We start from the raw sequence: 18,295 nt of genomic DNA on the forward strand, positions 1-18,295 counted from the left end.
CGGTCTGCCACCGGACTCACACTTACTTGCCGCCCGGCTAGTTGGCTACACTGAGGAAAGTAGACCCGTAACTAGCCGGTCGTCAAGTAAGTTCTTGGGAGAGTCGCATGGGCAGCACGCCGCAGCCGCGCCGGGGCAACACCCGCCAGCGCATTCAGGACGTTGCCCTCGACCTGTTCGCCGAGCAGGGGTACGAGAAGACCTCTCTCCGCGAGATCGCCGAGCAGCTAGGGGTCACGAAGGCGGCGCTTTATTACCACTTCAAGACCAAGGAAGACATCCTCAACAGCATCTTCGAGGACCTGAACCGGCCCGTCGAGGAGCTCATCGCCTGGGGCAAGGAGCAGCCGCGCACCCTGGAGACGAAGAGGGAGATCCTGGTCCGCTACAGCAAGGCGCTCAGCGTCGCCGCACCGCTCTTCCGCTTCATGCAGGAGAACCAGGCGACCGTGCGCGACCTGAGCATCGGCCACACCATCAAGCACCGGGTCATCGCCCTGGTGGACCTGATCAAGGAACCGGACGCCCCGCTCACCGACCAGGTGCGCTGCTTCACCGCACTCTTCGCGATGCACGCGGGGATGCTGGCCCTCAGGGACGTCGAAGGCGACCCCGAGGAGAAGCGCAAGGCTGCTCTCGAGGTCGCCGTCGAACTGGTGACCAGGGCCCATGACCCGGGCCCTGCCGCTTAGCCGCTACCGGCATCGCGGGCACTCCATCAGATGTGGACGTGCTCGGCCTTCAGGTAGGAGACCGGGTTGATCGCCGAGCCGTAGTTCGGGGAGGTCCGGATCTCGAAGTGGAGGTGCGGGCCGCTGGAGTTTCCGGTGTTGCCGGACAGGGCGATCTTCTCGCCCGTCTTCACGCGGTCGCCGACATTCACTTCGATCTTCGACAGGTGCGCGTACTGCGAGTACTTGCCGTTGGCGTGCTTGATCACGACGGCGTTGCCGTACGCGGGACCGTCGCCGCCGCCGTTCGGGCCGGCCTTGACGACCCGGCCCGAGTGCGCGGCCTCGACCTTGGTGCCGATCGGCACCGCGAAGTCCTGGCCGGAGTGCTTGCTGGCCCAGCGGTCGCCGCCGGTGCCGTAGGTCGCGCTCAGCACGTAGTGGTTGACCGGGGCCTCCCACGACTTGGCCTTCTTCTTCGCGGCCGCGGCCTTCTTCTTCGCTGCGGCCTTCTTCTCGGCCTTCTTGTCGGCGGCGGACTTCTTGGCCGCGTCGGCGGCCTTGCCCTGGGCGGTCGCCTGCTGGGCGACGGAGTCGGCGGTGGCCGCGCCGGCGAGGGCCGCGGTGCCCGCGGTGCCCGTCGTGCCGGACGCGAACGCCGCGCCCGCACCGAACACCATCGACGCACCCAGGCCGGCGGCCACGACGGCGCCACTGACGCGGGACATGGACGGGCGGCGGGAGTGCTGGAACGTAACGCGCTTCGACATGCGGGGTGAACCTCCGGGGTGACTGGACCCAGTGCTCGGACCGGGCTTGCTCCACCTTGGTAACCCGCACCCCGGGCAACACTCAAACCCCCCATCTACTATGAAAAGCCGTAGTTACCCCCTGGGGAATTCACCGCCGCACCCCGCACCCGACACCCCTGGAAACCTGTCTCGATCAGTCTCCCGGATCAGGTTTAACCCCAGAACGAAAGCCCCTTTAGCGGACACAGAGCGGCGATCCGGGCGTATCACCCCTCCGTGCCGAAGGTCCCGCCACGCTGCGGGGCCAAGGCCCCTTGAGCGATCAAGGACTTTGCTCCTACCGCGCGTAGTAGGCCTCCGAAGGGCTGTGCGCCTTGTCACCGCCGGTGGGACCAAAGACCTTCCGATTCGGGACCTCCCGCGCAGGGCGGACTGCGGCTCCCCGGGTGCGGGACGCGGCCCGGAATCTCCCCGGATCACGTGGTGCGGGGCCGGATCGGGCCGGTTCACGCCCGGCCGGCACCGGGGCAGACCCCGCAGCGCACCATGTGCGCGTACGCGGCTGCCGGAGCCCGGGCAGGGGCGGGGCAACCCAGGCCAGGGCAGGGGCGGCGCGCCGCAGCACACCGAAGGCACACTTCGCCCGCTGCGCGCGGAGAGCCCGGCCGACCCGGCCCGCACCCGGGGCGGGCGCACCGCCTGCACCCCGGTGGGGACACCTCTCCCACGGGTCAGGGCAAGCCGCCGGCACCGGAGGGGCGCAGCGCGCCGCCTGCGCTCGGAGTGTCGGAGTGTCGGAGTGTCGGAGTGGAGGTACCCCTTGGGGTGGGCAGGCGCGCCATCCATCCCGTCCGGGCAGGCACCCGCACCACGAAGGGCAGCCTCCGTACCGGGCCGATACGCCCGCGACACCGCGCGGAAGGCAGCCCGGCGATCCCGACGGGCCCGCCACGAGCGCCCGGCGGGCCGCCGCACCCTTGACGGCACAGCACCGGCTCGCGGGCGGCGCTACCCGCGCAGACCCCGCACGCTGCTCACACGGCAGTACCGCCCCCAGCGCACCCCTCACGCCCCCTGGCTCCCCCGCACCGCACGGGAAGCCCGCCCAGCCCGACCCCGCACCCCTCATGTAACCCAGCGCCCCGCCCTGACAGGCGCCCCGACCCGCCGTACCCGCCGGCAGGCGCACCGCTCACCCAGGAGCAGGCAGGCGCCTCACCGCACAGAGAGCCGCCCGGAGCCGAGCATCAAGCCCCTCCGTGCGAAGAGCCGGGGCCGCCCGCCCCCGGGCAGGCACCGGCGCCACGCATCAAGGGCCGCCGCCTGCCCGAACAGGCGTGCGGACGAAGAACCTGGCCCGGCCCACAGGCCCCGCACCGCACCACGCCCAATGGCGCCCCCGGACGCGAAAATGGGGCTGCCCCGGACCGTGAACCGGTCCGGGGCAGCCCCACACGCTCAGGCGCTACGCGCCCTACGCTTCCTTCGTCAGGTTCGGGCCGGCGCCGCCTGCCGCCTGCTCGATCGGCGGGACGTCGGGCAGCGCCGACTTCTCCTCGCCGCGGAACGAGAACTTCTTCTCGTCCCCCTCACCCTCGGTGTCCACGACCACGATGTGACCGGGGCGCAGCTCACCGAAGAGGATCTTCTCGGAGAGGATGTCCTCGATCTCGCGCTGGATCGTCCGGCGCAGCGGCCGGGCGCCCATCACGGGGTCGTAGCCCTTCTTCGCCAGGAGCGACTTGGCGTCGGGGCTGAGCTCCAGACCCATGTCGCGGTCCTTGAGGCGCTCATCCACCTTGTCGACCATCAGGTCGACGATCTGGATGATGTCTTCCTCGGTGAGCTGGTGGAAGACGACCGTGTCGTCGACACGGTTGAGGAACTCGGGCCGGAAGTGCTGCTTGAGCTCTTCGTTGACCTTGACCTTCATCCGCTCGTAGTTCGTCTTCACATCACCCTGGGCGGCGAAGCCCAGGTTGAAGCCCTTGGAGATGTCCCGGGTCCCGAGGTTGGTCGTCATGATGATGACCGTGTTCTTGAAGTCCACGACCCGGCCCTGGGAGTCGGTCAGGCGACCGTCTTCCAGAATCTGGAGCAGGGAATTGAAGATATCGGGGTGGGCCTTCTCGACCTCGTCGAAGAGAACGACGGAGAACGGCTTGCGGCGCACCTTCTCGGTGAGCTGCCCACCCTCCTCGTAACCCACGTAGCCGGGGGGCGAACCGAAGAGACGCGAAACGGTGTGCTTCTCGCTGAACTCCGACATGTCGAGGGAGATCAGCGCGTCCTCGTCGCCGAAGAGGAATTCGGCGAGCGTCTTGGAGAGCTCGGTCTTACCGACACCGGACGGACCGGCGAAGATGAACGAGCCACCGGGACGCTTCGGGTCCTTCAGGCCGGCTCGCGTACGGCGGATCGCCTGCGAGAGGGCCTTGATGGCGTCCTTCTGGCCGATGACGCGCTTGTGGAGCTCGTCCTCCATGCGCAGCAGACGGGAGGACTCCTCCTCCGTCAGCTTGAAGACCGGAATACCCGTGGCCGTGGCCAGGACTTCGGCGATGAGCTCGCCGTCGACCTCCGCCACGACGTCCATGTCGCCGGCCTTCCACTCCTTCTCCCGCTTGGCCTTCGCCGCCAGCAGCTGCTTCTCCTTGTCGCGGAGGGAAGCCGCCTTCTCGAAGTCCTGGGAGTCGATCGCCGACTCCTTGTCGCGGCGGACACCCGCGATCTTCTCGTCGAACTCGCGGAGGTCCGGCGGCGCGGTCATCCGGCGGATGCGCATCCGGGAGCCGGCCTCGTCGATCAGGTCGATCGCCTTGTCCGGCAGGAAGCGGTCCGAGATGTAGCGGTCGGCCAGGGTGGCGGCCTGGACCAGCGCCTCGTCCGTGATGGAGACCCGGTGGTGGGCCTCGTAACGGTCGCGCAGACCCTTGAGGATCTCGATGGTGTGCGGCAGCGACGGCTCCGCGACCTGGATGGGCTGGAAGCGGCGCTCGAGCGCGGCGTCCTTCTCCAGGTGCTTGCGGTACTCGTCGAGCGTCGTGGCACCGATGGTCTGGAGCTCGCCTCGCGCCAGCATGGGCTTGAGGATGCTCGCCGCGTCGATCGCGCCCTCGGCGGCACCCGCACCGACCAGGGTGTGGAGCTCGTCGATGAACAGGATGATGTCGCCGCGGGTGCGGATCTCCTTGAGGACCTTCTTCAGGCGCTCCTCGAAGTCACCGCGGTAGCGGGAACCGGCGACCAGCGCACCGAGGTCGAGGGTGTAGAGGTGCTTGTCCTTGAGGGTCTCGGGCACCTCGCCCTTGACGATGGCCTGCGCCAGGCCCTCGACGACCGCCGTCTTGCCGACGCCGGGCTCGCCGATGAGAACCGGGTTGTTCTTGGTACGGCGGGACAGCACCTGCATGACCCGCTCGATCTCCTTCTCGCGCCCGATGACCGGGTCGAGCTTGGATTCCCGAGCGGCCTGGGTGAGATTCCGGCCGAACTGGTCGAGCACCAGGGACGTGGAGGGCGTGCCCTCCGCGGGGCCGCCCGCTGTGGCCGCCTCCTTGCCTCCCGAGTACCCGGAGAGCAGCTGGATGACCTGCTGCCGCACCCGGTTCAGGTCGGCGCCCAGCTTCACGAGGACCTGGGCTGCGACGCCCTCGCCCTCGCGGATCAGGCCGAGCAGGATGTGCTCGGTGCCGATGTAGTTGTGGCCGAGCTGAAGTGCCTCGCGGAGCGACAGCTCCAGGACCTTCTTGGCCCGGGGAGTGAAGGGGATGTGTCCGGACGGGGCCTGCTGGCCCTGACCGATGATCTCCTCCACCTGCTGGCGGACCGCCTCGAGCGAAATCCCGAGGCTCTCCAGGGCCTTAGCGGCGACACCCTCACCCTCGTGGATCAGGCCCAGGAGGATGTGCTCGGTGCCGATGTAGTTGTGGTTGAGCATCCGGGCTTCTTCCTGAGCCAGGACGACAACCCGCCGCGCGCGGTCGGTGAACCTCTCGAACATCGTTAATCGCTCCTCAGAGCGGTCAGGCAGTAAGGGGTCGGTCCCCTCCCTGTCCTTCCGCAGCTTAGTCCCGCAAGCGGGGACCGCTCATTTCAACTGCCGACACCCGCGATGGCCTCCTGCCCCGAACGCCGACAACTGCTCCAACCCGATGGTGCGAGACGATGTTCCCGCAGGCCAGGCAGATAGCCCTTTCGCCAGTACGCCGATGGCGAACGTGAGACGTTTTTGCCCGCGTGTCGCCCCTTCCCACTAGGGATGTCTTACCCGCACTCACTGACAGTCCATGCGGCGCACCCCCGTTCCCTCCGCTACGGGCGAACAACTTCGTGCTGCCGAATGCTCCCGTACGCCCCCATCGCGGACACGGTGAGCGATCGATCTCGAACGGTGCGTAACTCCGGGGCCGGTTCGACGGTTCATCGGACATGGTTGCCCTCGTCCCGACCTCCCGCTCGTCGCCGGAATCCGACGACCGGTCGCAGTGGTACGCACACGAGCTCGGCTGGCCCACGGACGGAACCTCGCCCGTACGCCTGCTCACTGGGCTTCGCTTCGACGTTCTGGAGCTGCCCGCGGCGGCGGGTCACGCCGCGCTGCGCCGGGTCGGCCGCACCGGCCCCGTGGCACTGGCGGGACGGCGGATGCGGCTGCTGGTGGCCGCGGGAAGCGCCGACGAGCTGCCCGGGCTGCTCGACTGGCTGGAGTGGGGCGGAATCGCTCTCGACCTGGCCTGCATCGGCACGGGCGGGCACATCACGGCCCCGGTACCGCCCGGTGGGGCGGAAGGCTCGCCGGGGGCCGCGTTCTGGCTGCGGCCCCCCGAACCGCACCAGGAGGTGGAGCTGTCGCTCCCGGCCCTGGCCGGCCTCGGGAGCAGGGGTGGGGATACTCCCGATCTCGTACGACTCGTGGACGCGGCGGCGACGGAATGCCACCGGGCCCGACTGGCGCATGCCCGGACGCACCTGCTGGCCGATCGGCCGACAGGTCAGCCGTTGGCCTTCTCGTAAGCCTCACGGATCTCGGCCGGAACGCGGCCGCGGTCATTCACATTGTGGCCGTTCTCGCGCGCCCACTTACGGATCTCCGCAGTGTCCTTGTTGCCACCGGCAACGGCGCGGCCCTTGCCACGGCCGGTCGCGGCGCGACCACCGGTGCGACGGCCACTCTTGGCGTACGGCTCAAGAAGAGTACGCAGCTTGTCCGCGTTGGTCGTCGTGAGGTCGATCTCGTACGTCTTGCCATCCAGAGCGAACGTCACAGTCTCGTCCGCCTCGCCACCGTCGAGGTCGTCAACAAGAAGGACCTGAACCTTCTGTGCCACCGGATTTCCTTTCATCGAAAATGCAGTACGCGGAAAGGAAACCGCTTTTCCCCGGAAAACACAAACCCCTGGGAGAGGTCGAGGAGTGCAAGAACACGGGAAACATGCGCGATTCGGACATAGGGTTCGGGGTTCTTCCGCCGCTCACAGGTGCAGAAGCATCCGGCTGTTGCCCAAGGTGTTCGGCTTCACTCGTTCGAGACCGAGGAACTCGGCAACACCCTCGTCATAGGAACGCAGCAGCTCGCTGTAGACATCTCCGTCGACGGGCGTCTCTCCGATCTCCGTGAACCCGTGCTTCGCGAAGAAGTCCACTTCGAAGGTGAGACAGAAAACCCGGCGGACGCCGAGCCAGCGCGCGGTCTGCAAGAGCTTGTCCAGAACTTGGTGTCCTACTCCCGCGCCCTTGATGTTGTGATCGACGGCGAGAGTACGCACTTCGGCGAGGTCTTCCCACATCACATGCAGTGCGCCGCAGCCGATGACCCGGGCGTCCTCGTCCCGTTCGGCGACCCAGAACTCCTGGATGTCCTCGTAAAGCGTCACCGTCGCTTTGTCGAGCAGGATGCCTTCGGAGACGTACCCGTCAAGGAGAGCGCGGACGGACGCCACATCACTCGTCCTGGCCCGGCGGACTGTGATGGCCTGCCTTTTTACCGACGGGTCGGTATGAAAATCCGTATGCGGCTCGGTTTGCGGCTCGGTTTGCGGCAGCTCTGAGGACATGGCCCTGACGCTATCGCCCGGTCTCCGGCGGCGCTTCACCGGCCGGGGCCCGGTCGCCGGACGACTCGGGGAAGGTGGGGGCGACGATGCGCACCGCGTCCTGCAGCGCCTCGCGCTGCTCGGCGGACATCATGCCGAAGAAGGCGACCAGGGCCGCTGCGGGGTTGTCGCTGCGCGACCAGGCCTCGTTCATCAGTGCGGCCGAGTAGGCGGCCCGGGTGGAGACCGCCGTATATCGATAGGCGCGCCCGTCCACTTCTCGGCGCACCCAGCCCTTCTGATGGAGATTGTCCATAACCGTCATGACGGTCGTGTATGCGATGGACCGCTCCTGCTGAAGATCCTCGAGAACTTCCCGCACGGTGACCGGACGGTTCCATTGCCAGACCCGTGTCATCACGGCGTCTTCCAGCTCTCCCAATTGGCGAGGCACAGCGTCACCTTAGTGCTAGATGTCTGGAATGAGGCATTTATGGGGTGCGAAAAGGGCGCACAGCTCCTGGGGAGCCGTGCGCCCTTCGCGCTCGGGTCGGGTCAGACGCCCTCGGGCCGTGGGGCCTGCTGTCCCGTTTCGGCGCGGGCGATCGCCGCGTCCACGGCGGCGTCCTCCTTCGCCTTGTTCGGTCCGCCCTGACTCTTGATGATCGTCACGACAAGACCGATGAAGAAGGCGGCCATCACCACGGGGGGCACGAGCGCGGATACGTAGTCCATGCCGCCCAGGGTATCGAGCCCGGCATTCCGGCCCCTCCCGGGCACCCCCCGGCGCGGCGCGCCCTTCCGGGGCGCCGCGCGCCCCCTCAGGACGCGGCGCGCTCCTCGGGAGTCGGTGCCGGCGCGGGCCGACGGCGGGGCGGGAAGACCTCGGAGGGCTTGGGCATCGGCCGTTCGCCCGGGGCCGCCGGGCGGGCCGGCGGTGCGGGCCGGGCAGGGACTGCCGGACGCTCGGGCTCCTTGGCGGCGACCAGGCCGCCCGGCAGGGCCAGCAGACGGACCCGTGGCGCCGGCGCCGTGACGGACACCGCGCGTCCGGCGAGGCGGGCCCGCACCGAACGCTCGGCGAGCACCTGGCAGCGCTCCAGAAGGGCCGCGGCGACCGGTCCGGCACGCAGGGCGCGCAGGGCCGCGAGGTCGTCGGGACGGGGGTCGTAACCGGCGGCGAGGGCGTCCTGGAGAAGCTCCAGATAGCCGCTGAGCGAGCCGGGGAGCGCTTCGCGGTAGCGGGCGAGATCGGCGAGGAGGAACGCGCGAAGCCGGCCGGCCTCGCTCGCCGCCTCGTCCACCGCACCCGCGAGCCGCAGGCAGTCCTGGACGTCATCTTCCGGCAGGGGCGTGGGGTGGAGGGCGTTGGCGAGGGCACGTCGGAGCACCCGCAGCTCGTCCGCACCGAACGCCATGCCGCCGCGTGATCCGTAGGGCGTGGGCATGACGCGACAATACGTGCTAAATGGACAAAATCCGCTTAACTGGCCGCTCGGCGGCGCGGCGTACTCCGCCGCGCCGCCGAGCCGTTCCCGCAGGTGACCGCAGGTGCCCGCAGCTGACCGCAGGTGCCCGTCGGCGCGTTCTACATCCGGGCGATGTTGCGCTCGTAGACGAGACGCAGGCCGATGAGTGTCAGCCAGGGCTCGTGCTCGTCAATGACGGAGGACTCGCCCAACACCATCGGAGCAAGGCCGCCGGTCGCGATCACGGTGACCTCGTCGGGGTCGGTCGCCAGTTCCTTCTTCATGCGCTCGACCACGCCGTCGATCTGGCCCGCGAAGCCGTACACGATGCCGGACTGCATGGCTTCGACGGTGTTCTTGCCGATCACGCTGCGCGGCCTGGCCAGCTCGATCTTGCGGAGCTGGGCACCCTTCACTCCGAGGGCCTCCACCGAGATCTCGATGCCGGGCGCGATCACCCCGCCCGTGTACTCGCCGCGGGAGGAGACCGCGTCGAAGGTGGTGGCCGTGCCGAGGTCGACGACGATCGCCGGGCCGCCGTAGAGCTCGACGGCGGCGACCGCGTTGATGATGCGGTCCGCGCCGACCTCCTTCGGGTTGTCCGTCAGGACCGGGACACCCGTCTTGACGCCCGGCTCCACGAGGATCGCCGGAACATCGCCGTAGTAGCGGCGGGTGACCTCGCGGAGCTCGTGCAGCACGGCGGGGACGGTCGAGCAGATCGCGATGCCCTCGATGCCGTCGCCGAGCTCGACCCCGAGCAGCGGGTGCATGCCCATGAGGCCCTGCAGCAGCACGGCGAGCTCGTCGGCGGTGCGGCGGGCGTCGGTGGAGATACGCCAGTGCTCGACGATCTCCTCACCGTCGAACAGGCCGAGGACCGTGTGCGAGTTGCCGACGTCGATGGTGAGCAGCATCAGGCGCCGGTCCCGTCGGCGTCGCGGAAGTCCAGGCCGATGTCGAGGATCGGCGAGGAGTGCGTGAGCGCGCCCACGGCCAGGTAGTCGACGCCGGCCTCGGCGTAGGCGCGTGCCGAGTCGAGGGTCAGCCGGCCGGAGGACTCCAGCACCGCACGGCCGCCCACGAGGGCGACCGCCTCCTCGGTCTCGGAGAGGGTGAAGTTGTCCAGCAGGATCAGGTCGGCGCCCGCGTCGAGCACCTCGCCGACCTGCTCCAGGGTGTCGACCTCGACCTCGATCGGGAGCTCCGGGAACGCCTCCCTGACCCGCCTGAACGCCTCTCCCACGCCGCCCGCCGCGATCACGTGGTTGTCCTTGACCAGCGCCGCGTCCACGAGCGACATGCGGTGGTTGACGCCGCCGCCGCAGCGCACCGCGTACTTCTCCAGGGCGCGCAGCCCGGGAGTCGTCTTGCGGGTGTCACGGACCTCGGCCTTGGTGCCGTCGAGCACGTCCGCCCAGGCACGCGTCGCGGTCGCGATCCCGGAGAGCCGGCAGAGCAGGTTGAGCGCGCTGCGCTCGCCGGTGAGCAGGTCACGGGTGCGGGTGGTGACGGTGAGCAGTCTCTGGCCGGGCACGACGAGGTCGCCGTCCTCGACATGGCGCTCGACCTCGAACTCGTCCGTGCAGACGATGGACAGGACGGCCTCGGCCACGCGCAGACCAGCGACGACGCCGGCCTCGCGGGCGGTGAAGTCACCGGTCGCGACGTCCTCCTCCGGGACGGTCGCCACGGTCGTGACGTCCACCCCGCCGTCGAGGTCCTCCTCGATCGCGACATGGGCGATGTCCTCGACCTGGACGGGGTCCAGACCTGCGTCGGCCAGCAGCTGGGCCAGCGCGGGGTCCAGGCCGCACTCCAGGCCGTCCGGGTCGTAGCCGTCGCCGCAGCCGCAGTCGTCGCCGCACCCGCCCCCGGACGCGGCGGGCACGCCGATCTGGATCAGCGGTACGTCCACGGGTGTGGGACGCGGGTTCTCTTCGGGCGTGCTCACGGTTACGGCTCCTCGGGGGCGTCGGCGGGGTGGTTCGGGAGGCTGGTGGGTACGGCGAAGTCTGCTGAATCCCCAGGGCGTACGGGCGGGAACGCCGAATCGTCCGTCCGGTGGACCACGGGGCTGCGGTCCGGGGCCAGGCGGACGACGAGGTGCCGGCGCCAGTCGGCGTCGTCACGGTCGGGCCGGTCCTCGCGCCAGTGGCAGCCGCGGGTCTCCTCGCGCTGCCGGGCCGCGGCGACCAGCACCCGCGAGACGAGGAGCAGGTTGGTGGCCTCCCACGCCTCCACGCCGGGCACGGCGTCCTTGGGACCGTCCACCTCGGCGTCCGCGGCGTCGGCGGCCTGCTGCTGCAGGGCCTCCAGCTCCTGTGCGGCGGCGGCGAGGCTGGCGGCGGAGCGGATGACTCCGGCGCCCCGGGTCATGATCCGCTGGATCTCGGTCCGGGACTCGGCGGTGAGCAGCGGGACGGGCGCCCGGCCGGTGGCCGTCACCGCCTCGGCCCGCGGCGGCCTGCCGGACCGGGCCCCGTCCGCCACGACGTCCGCCGCGATGCGCTCGGCGAAGACCAGCCCCTCCAGGAGGGAGTTGGACGCCAGCCGGTTCGCGCCGTGCACGCCCGTGCAGGCGACCTCGCCGCAGGCGTACAGGCCGGGGACCGTCGTACGGCCCCGGAGGTCCGTCCGGACGCCGCCCGAGGCGTAGTGCGCGGCCGGGGCCACCGGGATGGGTTCGGTGACCGGGTCGATGCCGTGGGAGCGGCAGGCGGCCAGGATCGTCGGGAAGCGCTGCTCCCACATCTCGGCGCCGAAGTGGCGGGCGTCGAGGTACATGTGCGCGGTGCCCTGAAGCTGCGTCTGGCGGGTGATGGCCTTGGCGACGATGTCGCGCGGGGCCAGCTCGGCCAGCTCGTGCTGACCGACCATGAAGCGCGTACCCGACGCGTCGACGAGGTGGGCGCCCTCTCCGCGTACCGCTTCCGACACCAGCGGCTGCTGGCCCTCGGAGTCGGAGCCGAGGAACAGGACGGTCGGGTGGAACTGGACGAATTCGAGGTCGGAGACCTCCGCGCCCGCCCGCAGCGCCAGTGCCACCCCGTCGCCCGTGGAGACCGGCGGATTGGTGGTGGCGGAGAAGACCTGGCCCATGCCGCCGGTGGCAAGAACCACCGCGGGGGCGTGGACGGCGCCGACGCCGTCGTGCTGGCCCTCGCCCATGACGTGCAGGGTGACGCCCGCGGTACGGCCTTCGGCGTCGGTCAGCAGGTCGAGGACCAAGGCGTTCTCCACCGTGTGCAGCGCGGCCGAGCGGACCGCCTCGACCAGGGCGCGGGAGATCTCGGCGCCGGTGGCGTCACCGCCCGCGTGCGCGATACGGCGGCGGTGGTGGCCGCCTTCCCGGGTCAGGGCGATGTCACCGGTGTCGGTGGTGTCGAAGTGCGCGCCGGTCTCGATCAGCCTGCGTACCGCGTCGGGGCCTTCGGTGACGAGGGTCCGCACCGCTGTCTCGTCGCACAGTCCCGCCCCGGCGACGAGGGTGTCGTCGAGGTGCTGCTCGGGGGTGTCGCCCTCACCGAGGGCCGCGGCGATGCCGCCCTGTGCCCAACGGGTGGAGCCGTCGTCGAGGCGCGCCTTGGTGACGACGACCGTGGCGAGGCCCGCCGCGGCGCAGCGCAGGGCGGTGGTGAGACCGGCCACGCCGGAGCCGACCACGACGACGTCCGCGTCGATGGCCCAGCCGGGGGCGGGGGCGGTCAGCCGTATTCCGGTCACGTGAGGGCTCCGAGGGTCAGCGGGATGTTGTCGATCAGGCGGGTGGCGCCCACCCGCGCCGCCACGGCGAGGACCGCCTCGCCGCTGTCGCGGCCGTCGGGGATCTCGGTGAAGTCCGCCGGGTCCACGAGGGCCAGGTAGTCCAGGACGAGCGGGACTTCTTCCTGGGCCGCCTCGTCCAGGACGGCCTGCGCGGCGGCCCGGACCGCGGCGGGGCCGACGGTCGGCCTGGCCAGTGCCACCGCCTGCGAGTCGGCGGCCGCGCGGGCCTCTCCGAGCCGGGTGAGCGCGGCGGCCCGGCCGTCGCGCCGGGGAACGGTCCGGGCTCGGGCGTGCAGGGCCTGCTGGGCGGCCAGCCGGTCGCGGGCCGCGAACAGGGCCTTGGACAGGGCGAGCGCCGTGCGGCGTTCACCGGCGGAGAGGAAGCGGTTGCGGCTGGAGAGCGCGAGGCCGTCCGGGTCGCGGACCGTGGGCACGGCGACGATGTCGACGCCGAAGTCGAGGTCGCGCGCCATGCGGCGGACCAGGGCCAGCTGCTGGGCGTCCTTCTGCCCGTAGAACGCCGCGTCGGGCCGGGTGAGGTGGAGGAGCTTGGCGACGACGGTGAGCATGCCGTCGAAGTGCCCGGGGCGCGAGGAGCCCTCCAGCCGCTCGCCCATCGGGCCGGCGGTGATCCGGACCTGCGGTTCCCCGCCGGGGTAGACCTCCTCGGCCGAGGGTGCGAAGACCGCGTCGGCGCCGGCCTCCGCGGCGAGGGCGAGGTCGGCCTCCAGGGTGCGGGGGTAGCGGTCGAGGTCGGCGGCCTCACCGAACTGGAGCGGGTTGACGAAGACCGTGACGACCACCTGGCCGTCGGGTCCCGCGGCGGCCCGTGCGGTACGGATCAGGGTGGCGTGCCCCTGGTGGAGCGCGCCCATCGTCATGACGACGGAGCGCCGTGCCCCGGCGGGCCGTGCGAGGGCGTGCATTTCCCCGGCGGTGCGCAGCAGGGTGGCGGGTGCGGTGGTCATCGCTTCTCCCCCGGCCCGGACTCGTCCGTGCCGTGTGTTCCGTTCACCGTGTTCACGCTGTCCGACAGGACGTCGAGGAGGTCCTCCGCGAACTCCGGCTTGAGCAGGCCGTGGGCGAGTGCCCGGTCGGCCGTGGTGCGTGCCATGGCGAGATATCCGGCCACCGCCTGCGGGGCGTGTGTGCGCAGCTCGCGGACGTGCGCGGCGACCGTGCCCGCGTCACCACGGGCGACGGGGCCGGTCAGGGCCGCGTCGCCGGAGCGCAGGGCGTTGTCCAGCGCGGCCCCGAGCAGCGGGCCGAGCATCCGGTCGGGTGCGCTCACTCCGGCCTTCCCGAGCAGTTCCATGGACTGGGCGACCAGAGTGACCAGGTGGTTCGCGCCGAGGGCGAGCGCCGCGTGGTAGAGCGGGCGGGACTCCTCCGCGATCCATTCGGGCTCGCCGCCCATCTCGATGACGAGCGCCTCGGCGGCCAGCCTGAGCTCCTCCGGGGCGGTGACCCCGAAGGAGCAGCCCGCGAGCCGCTGGACGTCGACGGAGGTGCCGGTGAAGGTCATGGCCGGATGCAGGGCGAGCGGCAGTGCGCCGGCCCGCAGGGCGGGGTCGAGCACCTTCGTCCCGTACCGCCCGGAGGTGTGGACGATCAGCTGGCCCGGTCGTACGGCGCCGGTCTCGGCGAGGCCTTCGACCAGACCGGGCAGCGCGTCGTCGGGGACGGTCAGCAGGACGAGCTCGGCGCGGGCGAGGACCTCGGCCGGTGTCACGAGGGGTACGTCGGGAAGCAGGGCCGCGGCCCTGCGTACGGATGCGTCGGAGACGCCCGACACCGCCACCGGGCGGTGCCCGGCGAGCTGCAGCGCGGCGGCGAGGGCGGGGCCGACCCGTCCCGCGCCGACGACGCCGACGGTGAGGCGTGCGGGACGGTCCCTCGCGTCGAGGGGTTCCTTGGAAACTGATGCGTTCACGCGGCGATGGCCTTCCGTTCCAGTCCGCGGGGGGTACCGGACGATTCCTCTGCATGCTACGCCAGCGTTTCGCGACACCTCGCGGCTGTCCACAGCCTGTGGGTAACTCCGGGCGGCGGCGGAAAACGGGGTGGGCGGTGCATGCGGTCCGGGTGATGATCGTCCCATGGCAGTCACCGATGAGCAGAAGCAACGGCACCGCAGGCTGACGGCATGGCAGCGCTCCCACCGGGTGCTGGCCCGGGGGTCCGCGGACCACACGCTGGGTGAGCGGCTTGCCGCGCTGGCCGCCGACGCGGGGACGGTGCACGACCTGGACGGCTGGACGGATGTGTACGGCGACGGTGTCGTCGCCGAGCTGGAGCGGCGTACGGCGGGCCTGCTCGGCATGGAGGCCGCGGCGTTCTTCCCGACCGGCACGATGGCCCAGCAGGTCGCACTCCGGTGCTGGGCGGGGCGCACGGGCAGTCCGGTGGTGGCGCTGCATCCGCTCGCCCACCCGGAGGTGCACGAGGGAGGGGCGCTCGGGGCGGTGAGCGGACTGCGCACGGTGCATCCGACGGCCGCGCCCCGGCTGCCCACGGCGGACGAGGTCCGGGACTTCCCGGAGCCGTTCGGCACGCTGATGCTGGAGCTGCCGCTGCGCGACGCCGGATTCGTCCTGCCGTCCTGGGAGGAGCTGGAGGCCGTGGTGGCCGCCGCGCGGGAGCGGGACGCGGTGGTGCATCTGGACGGGGCGCGGCTGTGGGAGTGCGGGCCGCATCTCGGACGGGGCCTGCCGGAGATCGCGGGGCTCGCCGACAGCGTGTACGTGTCGTTCTACAAGTCCCTGGACGGGATGTCCGGGGCGGTGCTCGCCGGTCCGGAGTCGCTGGTCGAGGAGGCCAGGACCTGGCGCCACCGGTACGGCGGGCAGCTCTTCCAGCAGTATCCGGCGGCGCTCTCCGCCCTGCTGGGCCTGGAACGGGAGCTGCCCAGGCTGCCCGCGTACGTGACGCACGCGAAAGTGGTCGCCGCCGCGCTGGCGGAGGGCTTCGCGGACTCCTCGGTGCCGTGGTTCCGGGTGCATCCCGAGCCGCCGCACACCCATCAGTTCCAGGTGTGGCTGCCGTACGGGACCGAAGTGCTGGACGAGGCGTCGGTGCGGCAGGCGGAGGAGACCGGGGTGACTCTCTTCCGGCGCTGGTTCACGGGTCCCGCCGGGCCGCCCGGGGTGTCGTACACCGAGGTGACGGTGGCGGCGCCGGGGCTGGAGTGGACGGCGGAGGAGGTACGGGCGGCGGTGGCGGATTTCGTGGCGCGGCTGGGGTGAGGCAGCCGTTGGTCCTGACATGGTCCTCGGCCGCCTGCCGACCGGCCGGCGCCCCGGTCCGTCCTCAGCCGCCGGGCCTGCGCGGTACGGCGGCGGGGCGGCCGAAGAGGCGCCTGCGGAGGTCGCGCAGGACCTCCCGGTCGTGGCGGCCGGGCAGGGGCGGCGGCGGCTCGCCGTGCTGGGCCGCGCGATAGGTGTCGAGCATCTGCTGCTGAACGATGTCCATGCATCCAGCCTGGACCCGTGGCCCCGGGCCCGCCCGTGGATTGACCTCCGCCGTCAATCGGCGCCGGGCCCCGTCCCCGCACCCCTCACTATGGAGGGGTGAGCGTGCACATCGACATCGCGGACCTGCCCCCCGAGCGCATCTTCTTCGAGATCTCCCCCCTCGCCGAGCTGGGGCTGGCTCTGCATGCGCTCTCCGAACCCGGGCACCACCCGGGCCTGCACGGCTGGGCGACCGCGACGGCCGCGGCGCTGGAGCCGGACCTCGCGGACCGGATGCACGAGGCGAACTTCCTCTGGCGGAACACCTTCTCCGATGTGTTCATGCCGTTCGCCGGTGTCCGCGGCGGCGACGGCAGGACCGGCGCGACCCTCGCCGAGGACCTGGACATCCTCGACCGGCTCGACGACGAGCGGTTCGTCGCCGCCGCCCTGGAGTTCACCTGCGCGAGCCAGTACGGGACCGGGGCGCCCTCCCCGCTGGCGGACGCCGGGATGCGCAGCCGCGCACTGGACATGGCGGCGGCCCGGGGGCCGAAGCAGGTCGAGTTCACCCAGCAGCTGCTGGCCGACCCGGCTTCCGTACGCGGCTGGGTCAGGCGCCTCTTCGAGGACTGCGACGAGGCCTTCTTCGCGGACACCTGGCAACGGGTCCAGGTCCAGCTGGCCGCCGACGCCCGGCACAAGACGGAGGTACTGCGGCGCAAGGGCGTCGGACCGGCGATGGAGGCGGTGTCCGCCGCCCTGTCGCTGAACGAGGACGCGAGCAGGATCAGCGTCGACAAGCTGACCGTGGGCCGGACCGACGCCGCGGGTTCGACGGCGGGCACTGGCCTCACCCTCATCCCGACCAGCTTCGGCTGGCCGCATCTGATGGTGCTGCACACCCCGGGCTGGCGGCCGGTGATCCACTACCCGGTGCACCGGCCCGAGCTGCCCTCCCCCGCGTCCGTCGAGCTGCTCCAGCTCCGGTTGGAGGCGCTGGCCCACCCGATGCGGATGCGCCTGTGCCGCAACCTGGCCCGTTCCCCGTACACCACGGGCGAGCTCGCCGATTCGCACGGCATCACGGCCCCCGAGGTCTCCCGCCACCTGGCGGTGCTCAAGAAGGCCGGCCTGGTCACCACACGGCGGCGCGGGCGCTACGTCCTGCACGCACTGGACCTCACCGTGGTGGCCCGTCTGGGCAGCGACTTCCTGGAGGGCGTGCTGCGGTGAACGGCGGGGAGGCGGCTGCGCCTGAGACCCGTCCGGGTACGGCGCGCGGCCGGCTGCACGTGTCCGGTTCGAGGACGAGCCGCGCCGACTCCCCGATCCGGCCCATGGCCTGAGGGAGGGTCAGCAGGCCTGCCCGGACGGGCCCGGCGAGCAGGGCCGCCCGTCCGCGTCCTGCCGCCGCCGAACGGTCCGTCGGCCCAAAGGAGCGGAGCCCACCGGTCAGCCCGCGCCGCCGCCGGCCCGGACCAGGCCCGTCTCGTACGCGAGGACGACGACCTGCACGCGGTCGCGCAGGCCCAGCTTGGTGAGGATGCGGCCGACGTGCGTCTTCACGGTCGCCTCGGACAGCACCAGACGGGCGGCGATCTCGCCGTTCGACAGGCCCTGGGCGACCAGCATCATCACCTCGCGCTCGCGCTCGGTCAGCTTCTCGATGTGCTTGTGGCGCGGCTCCTTCGTGCTGCTCGGCAGCATCGAGGAGAACCGGTCGAGCAGCCTGCGGGTGGTGGACGGGGCCACCACGGCGTCGCCGCTGTGCACGGACCGGATCGCGGAGAGCAGCTCGCCCGGCGGCACGTCCTTGAGCATGAAGCCGCTGGCACCCGCCTTCAGACCGGAGAACGCGTACTCGTCCAGGTCGAACGTCGTCAGGATGAGCACCTTGGGCGGATCGGTCTGCGCGCAGATGCGCCGCGTGGCCTCGACGCCGTCCAGGCGCGGCATGCGCACGTCCATCAGCACCACGTCGACGGCGGTGGATCGCAGGACCTCGACCGCCTCCGCGCCGTCGCCCGCCTCGGCGACGACCTCCATGTCCGGCTGGGCGGCGAGCACCATCCGGAAGCCGGTGCGCAGCAGCACCTGGTCGTCGACGAGCATTACGCGGATCGTCATGACTGTCCTGTCCCTCGT

At 71.2% G+C, this 18,295-nt stretch carries 18 protein-coding genes; 4 read left to right on the top strand and 14 right to left on the bottom strand.

The annotated features are described in order from the left end of the window. Nucleotides 1-107 precede the first annotated feature (107 nt). The gene (locus OG524_RS16045; RefSeq protein ID WP_405810753.1) at nucleotides 108-692 is read left to right on the top strand and encodes a TetR/AcrR family transcriptional regulator; all 585 of its coding nucleotides are present in this window, start codon (nucleotides 108-110) and stop codon (nucleotides 690-692) included. Between the two features lie 26 nt (nucleotides 693-718). On the opposite strand, the gene OG524_RS16050 is transcribed toward OG524_RS16045, so the two are convergent. Both OG524_RS16050 and OG524_RS16055 read right to left on the bottom strand, forming a co-directional pair. Then, nucleotides 719-1,441, bottom strand: a complete 723-nt coding sequence (locus OG524_RS16050) for a M23 family metallopeptidase (protein ID WP_405390138.1) — start codon at nucleotides 1,439-1,441, stop codon at nucleotides 719-721. Nucleotides 1,442-2,897: 1,456 nt separating this feature from the next. Beyond that, nucleotides 2,898-5,426, bottom strand: a complete 2,529-nt coding sequence (locus OG524_RS16055; RefSeq protein ID WP_405390137.1) for an ATP-dependent Clp protease ATP-binding subunit — start codon at nucleotides 5,424-5,426, stop codon at nucleotides 2,898-2,900. A gap of 428 nt (nucleotides 5,427-5,854) precedes the next feature. Between OG524_RS16055 and OG524_RS16060 the strand changes: the two genes are divergently transcribed. After that, entirely contained in the window at nucleotides 5,855-6,439 is a 585-nt protein-coding gene (locus tag OG524_RS16060; RefSeq protein ID WP_405390136.1) for an SCO3374 family protein, read from the top strand. Here OG524_RS16060 and OG524_RS16065 read toward each other — a convergent pair. The 10 genes from OG524_RS16065 to OG524_RS16110 all read right to left on the bottom strand — a co-directional run bounded on the left by OG524_RS16065 (nucleotide 6,418) and on the right by OG524_RS16110 (nucleotide 14,628). Further along, nucleotides 6,418-6,753, bottom strand: a complete 336-nt coding sequence (locus tag OG524_RS16065) for an Lsr2 family protein (protein WP_405390135.1) — start codon at nucleotides 6,751-6,753, stop codon at nucleotides 6,418-6,420. The genes OG524_RS16060 and OG524_RS16065 overlap by 22 nt on opposite strands. Nucleotides 6,754-6,897: 144 nt before the next feature. Next, nucleotides 6,898-7,479 carry an amino-acid N-acetyltransferase gene (locus OG524_RS16070; protein WP_405390134.1) on the bottom strand — a complete coding sequence of 194 codons (582 nt, stop codon included), beginning with the start codon at nucleotides 7,477-7,479 and terminating at the stop codon, nucleotides 6,898-6,900. A 10-nt stretch (nucleotides 7,480-7,489) separates the two neighbouring features. Next, nucleotides 7,490-7,912, bottom strand: coding sequence for a BlaI/MecI/CopY family transcriptional regulator (locus OG524_RS16075; protein ID WP_405390133.1), 423 nt, complete (start codon nucleotides 7,910-7,912; stop codon nucleotides 7,490-7,492). Between the two features lie 101 nt (nucleotides 7,913-8,013). Further along, nucleotides 8,014-8,193 (bottom strand): hypothetical protein, encoded by a 180-nt coding sequence (locus tag OG524_RS16080; RefSeq protein ID WP_384498561.1) that lies wholly within the window; start codon nucleotides 8,191-8,193, stop codon nucleotides 8,014-8,016. Between the two features lie 86 nt (nucleotides 8,194-8,279). Then, nucleotides 8,280-8,876 (bottom strand): hypothetical protein, encoded by a 597-nt coding sequence (locus tag OG524_RS16085; protein WP_405812466.1) that lies wholly within the window; start codon nucleotides 8,874-8,876, stop codon nucleotides 8,280-8,282. 170 nt (nucleotides 8,877-9,046) lie between these two features. Then, nucleotides 9,047-9,844, bottom strand: a complete 798-nt coding sequence (locus OG524_RS16090) for a type III pantothenate kinase (RefSeq protein WP_405390132.1) — start codon at nucleotides 9,842-9,844, stop codon at nucleotides 9,047-9,049. After that, on the bottom strand, nucleotides 9,844-10,881 hold the full coding sequence (gene nadC / locus OG524_RS16095) for a carboxylating nicotinate-nucleotide diphosphorylase (RefSeq protein WP_405810757.1): 1,038 nt from the start codon (nucleotides 10,879-10,881) through the stop codon (nucleotides 9,844-9,846). The genes OG524_RS16090 and nadC overlap by 1 nt, the downstream gene beginning before the upstream one ends. 2 nt (nucleotides 10,882-10,883) lie before the next feature. Continuing rightward, complete coding sequence (locus OG524_RS16100; RefSeq protein WP_405810759.1) at nucleotides 10,884-12,653, bottom strand: L-aspartate oxidase; 1,770 nt, start codon at nucleotides 12,651-12,653, stop codon at nucleotides 10,884-10,886. Next, nucleotides 12,650-13,663, bottom strand: a complete 1,014-nt coding sequence (gene panC / locus OG524_RS16105; RefSeq protein ID WP_405390129.1) for a pantoate--beta-alanine ligase — start codon at nucleotides 13,661-13,663, stop codon at nucleotides 12,650-12,652. The genes OG524_RS16100 and panC overlap by 4 nt, the downstream gene beginning before the upstream one ends. Further along, a complete protein-coding gene (locus OG524_RS16110; protein WP_405390128.1) occupies nucleotides 13,660-14,628 on the bottom strand; it encodes a Rossmann-like and DUF2520 domain-containing protein in 969 nt (322 codons plus the stop codon). The genes panC and OG524_RS16110 overlap by 4 nt, the downstream gene beginning before the upstream one ends. Before the next feature lie 166 nt (nucleotides 14,629-14,794). Between OG524_RS16110 and OG524_RS16115 the strand changes: the two genes are divergently transcribed. Next, nucleotides 14,795-15,940 (top strand): threonine aldolase family protein, encoded by a 1,146-nt coding sequence (locus tag OG524_RS16115; RefSeq protein WP_405390127.1) that lies wholly within the window; start codon nucleotides 14,795-14,797, stop codon nucleotides 15,938-15,940. Nucleotides 15,941-16,004: 64 nt separating this feature from the next. Here OG524_RS16115 and OG524_RS16120 read toward each other — a convergent pair whose 3' ends face one another. Further along, nucleotides 16,005-16,166 carry a hypothetical protein gene (locus tag OG524_RS16120; protein ID WP_405390126.1) on the bottom strand — a complete coding sequence of 54 codons (162 nt, stop codon included), beginning with the start codon at nucleotides 16,164-16,166 and terminating at the stop codon, nucleotides 16,005-16,007. A 104-nt stretch (nucleotides 16,167-16,270) separates the two neighbouring features. Between OG524_RS16120 and OG524_RS16125 the strand changes: the two genes are divergently transcribed. Continuing rightward, nucleotides 16,271-17,383 (top strand): DUF5937 family protein, encoded by a 1,113-nt coding sequence (locus tag OG524_RS16125; RefSeq protein ID WP_405393174.1) that lies wholly within the window; start codon nucleotides 16,271-16,273, stop codon nucleotides 17,381-17,383. 219 nt (nucleotides 17,384-17,602) lie between these two features. Here the strand turns inward: OG524_RS16125 and OG524_RS16130 are convergent, their stop codons facing one another. Next, on the bottom strand, nucleotides 17,603-18,277 hold the full coding sequence (locus OG524_RS16130; protein ID WP_405390125.1) for a response regulator: 675 nt from the start codon (nucleotides 18,275-18,277) through the stop codon (nucleotides 17,603-17,605). Between the last annotated feature and the right edge of the window lie 18 nt (nucleotides 18,278-18,295).

The sequence above is a fragment of the Streptomyces sp. NBC_01520 genome (assembly GCF_045040375.1).
Taxonomy (GTDB): Bacteria; Actinomycetota; Actinomycetes; order Streptomycetales; family Streptomycetaceae; genus Streptomyces.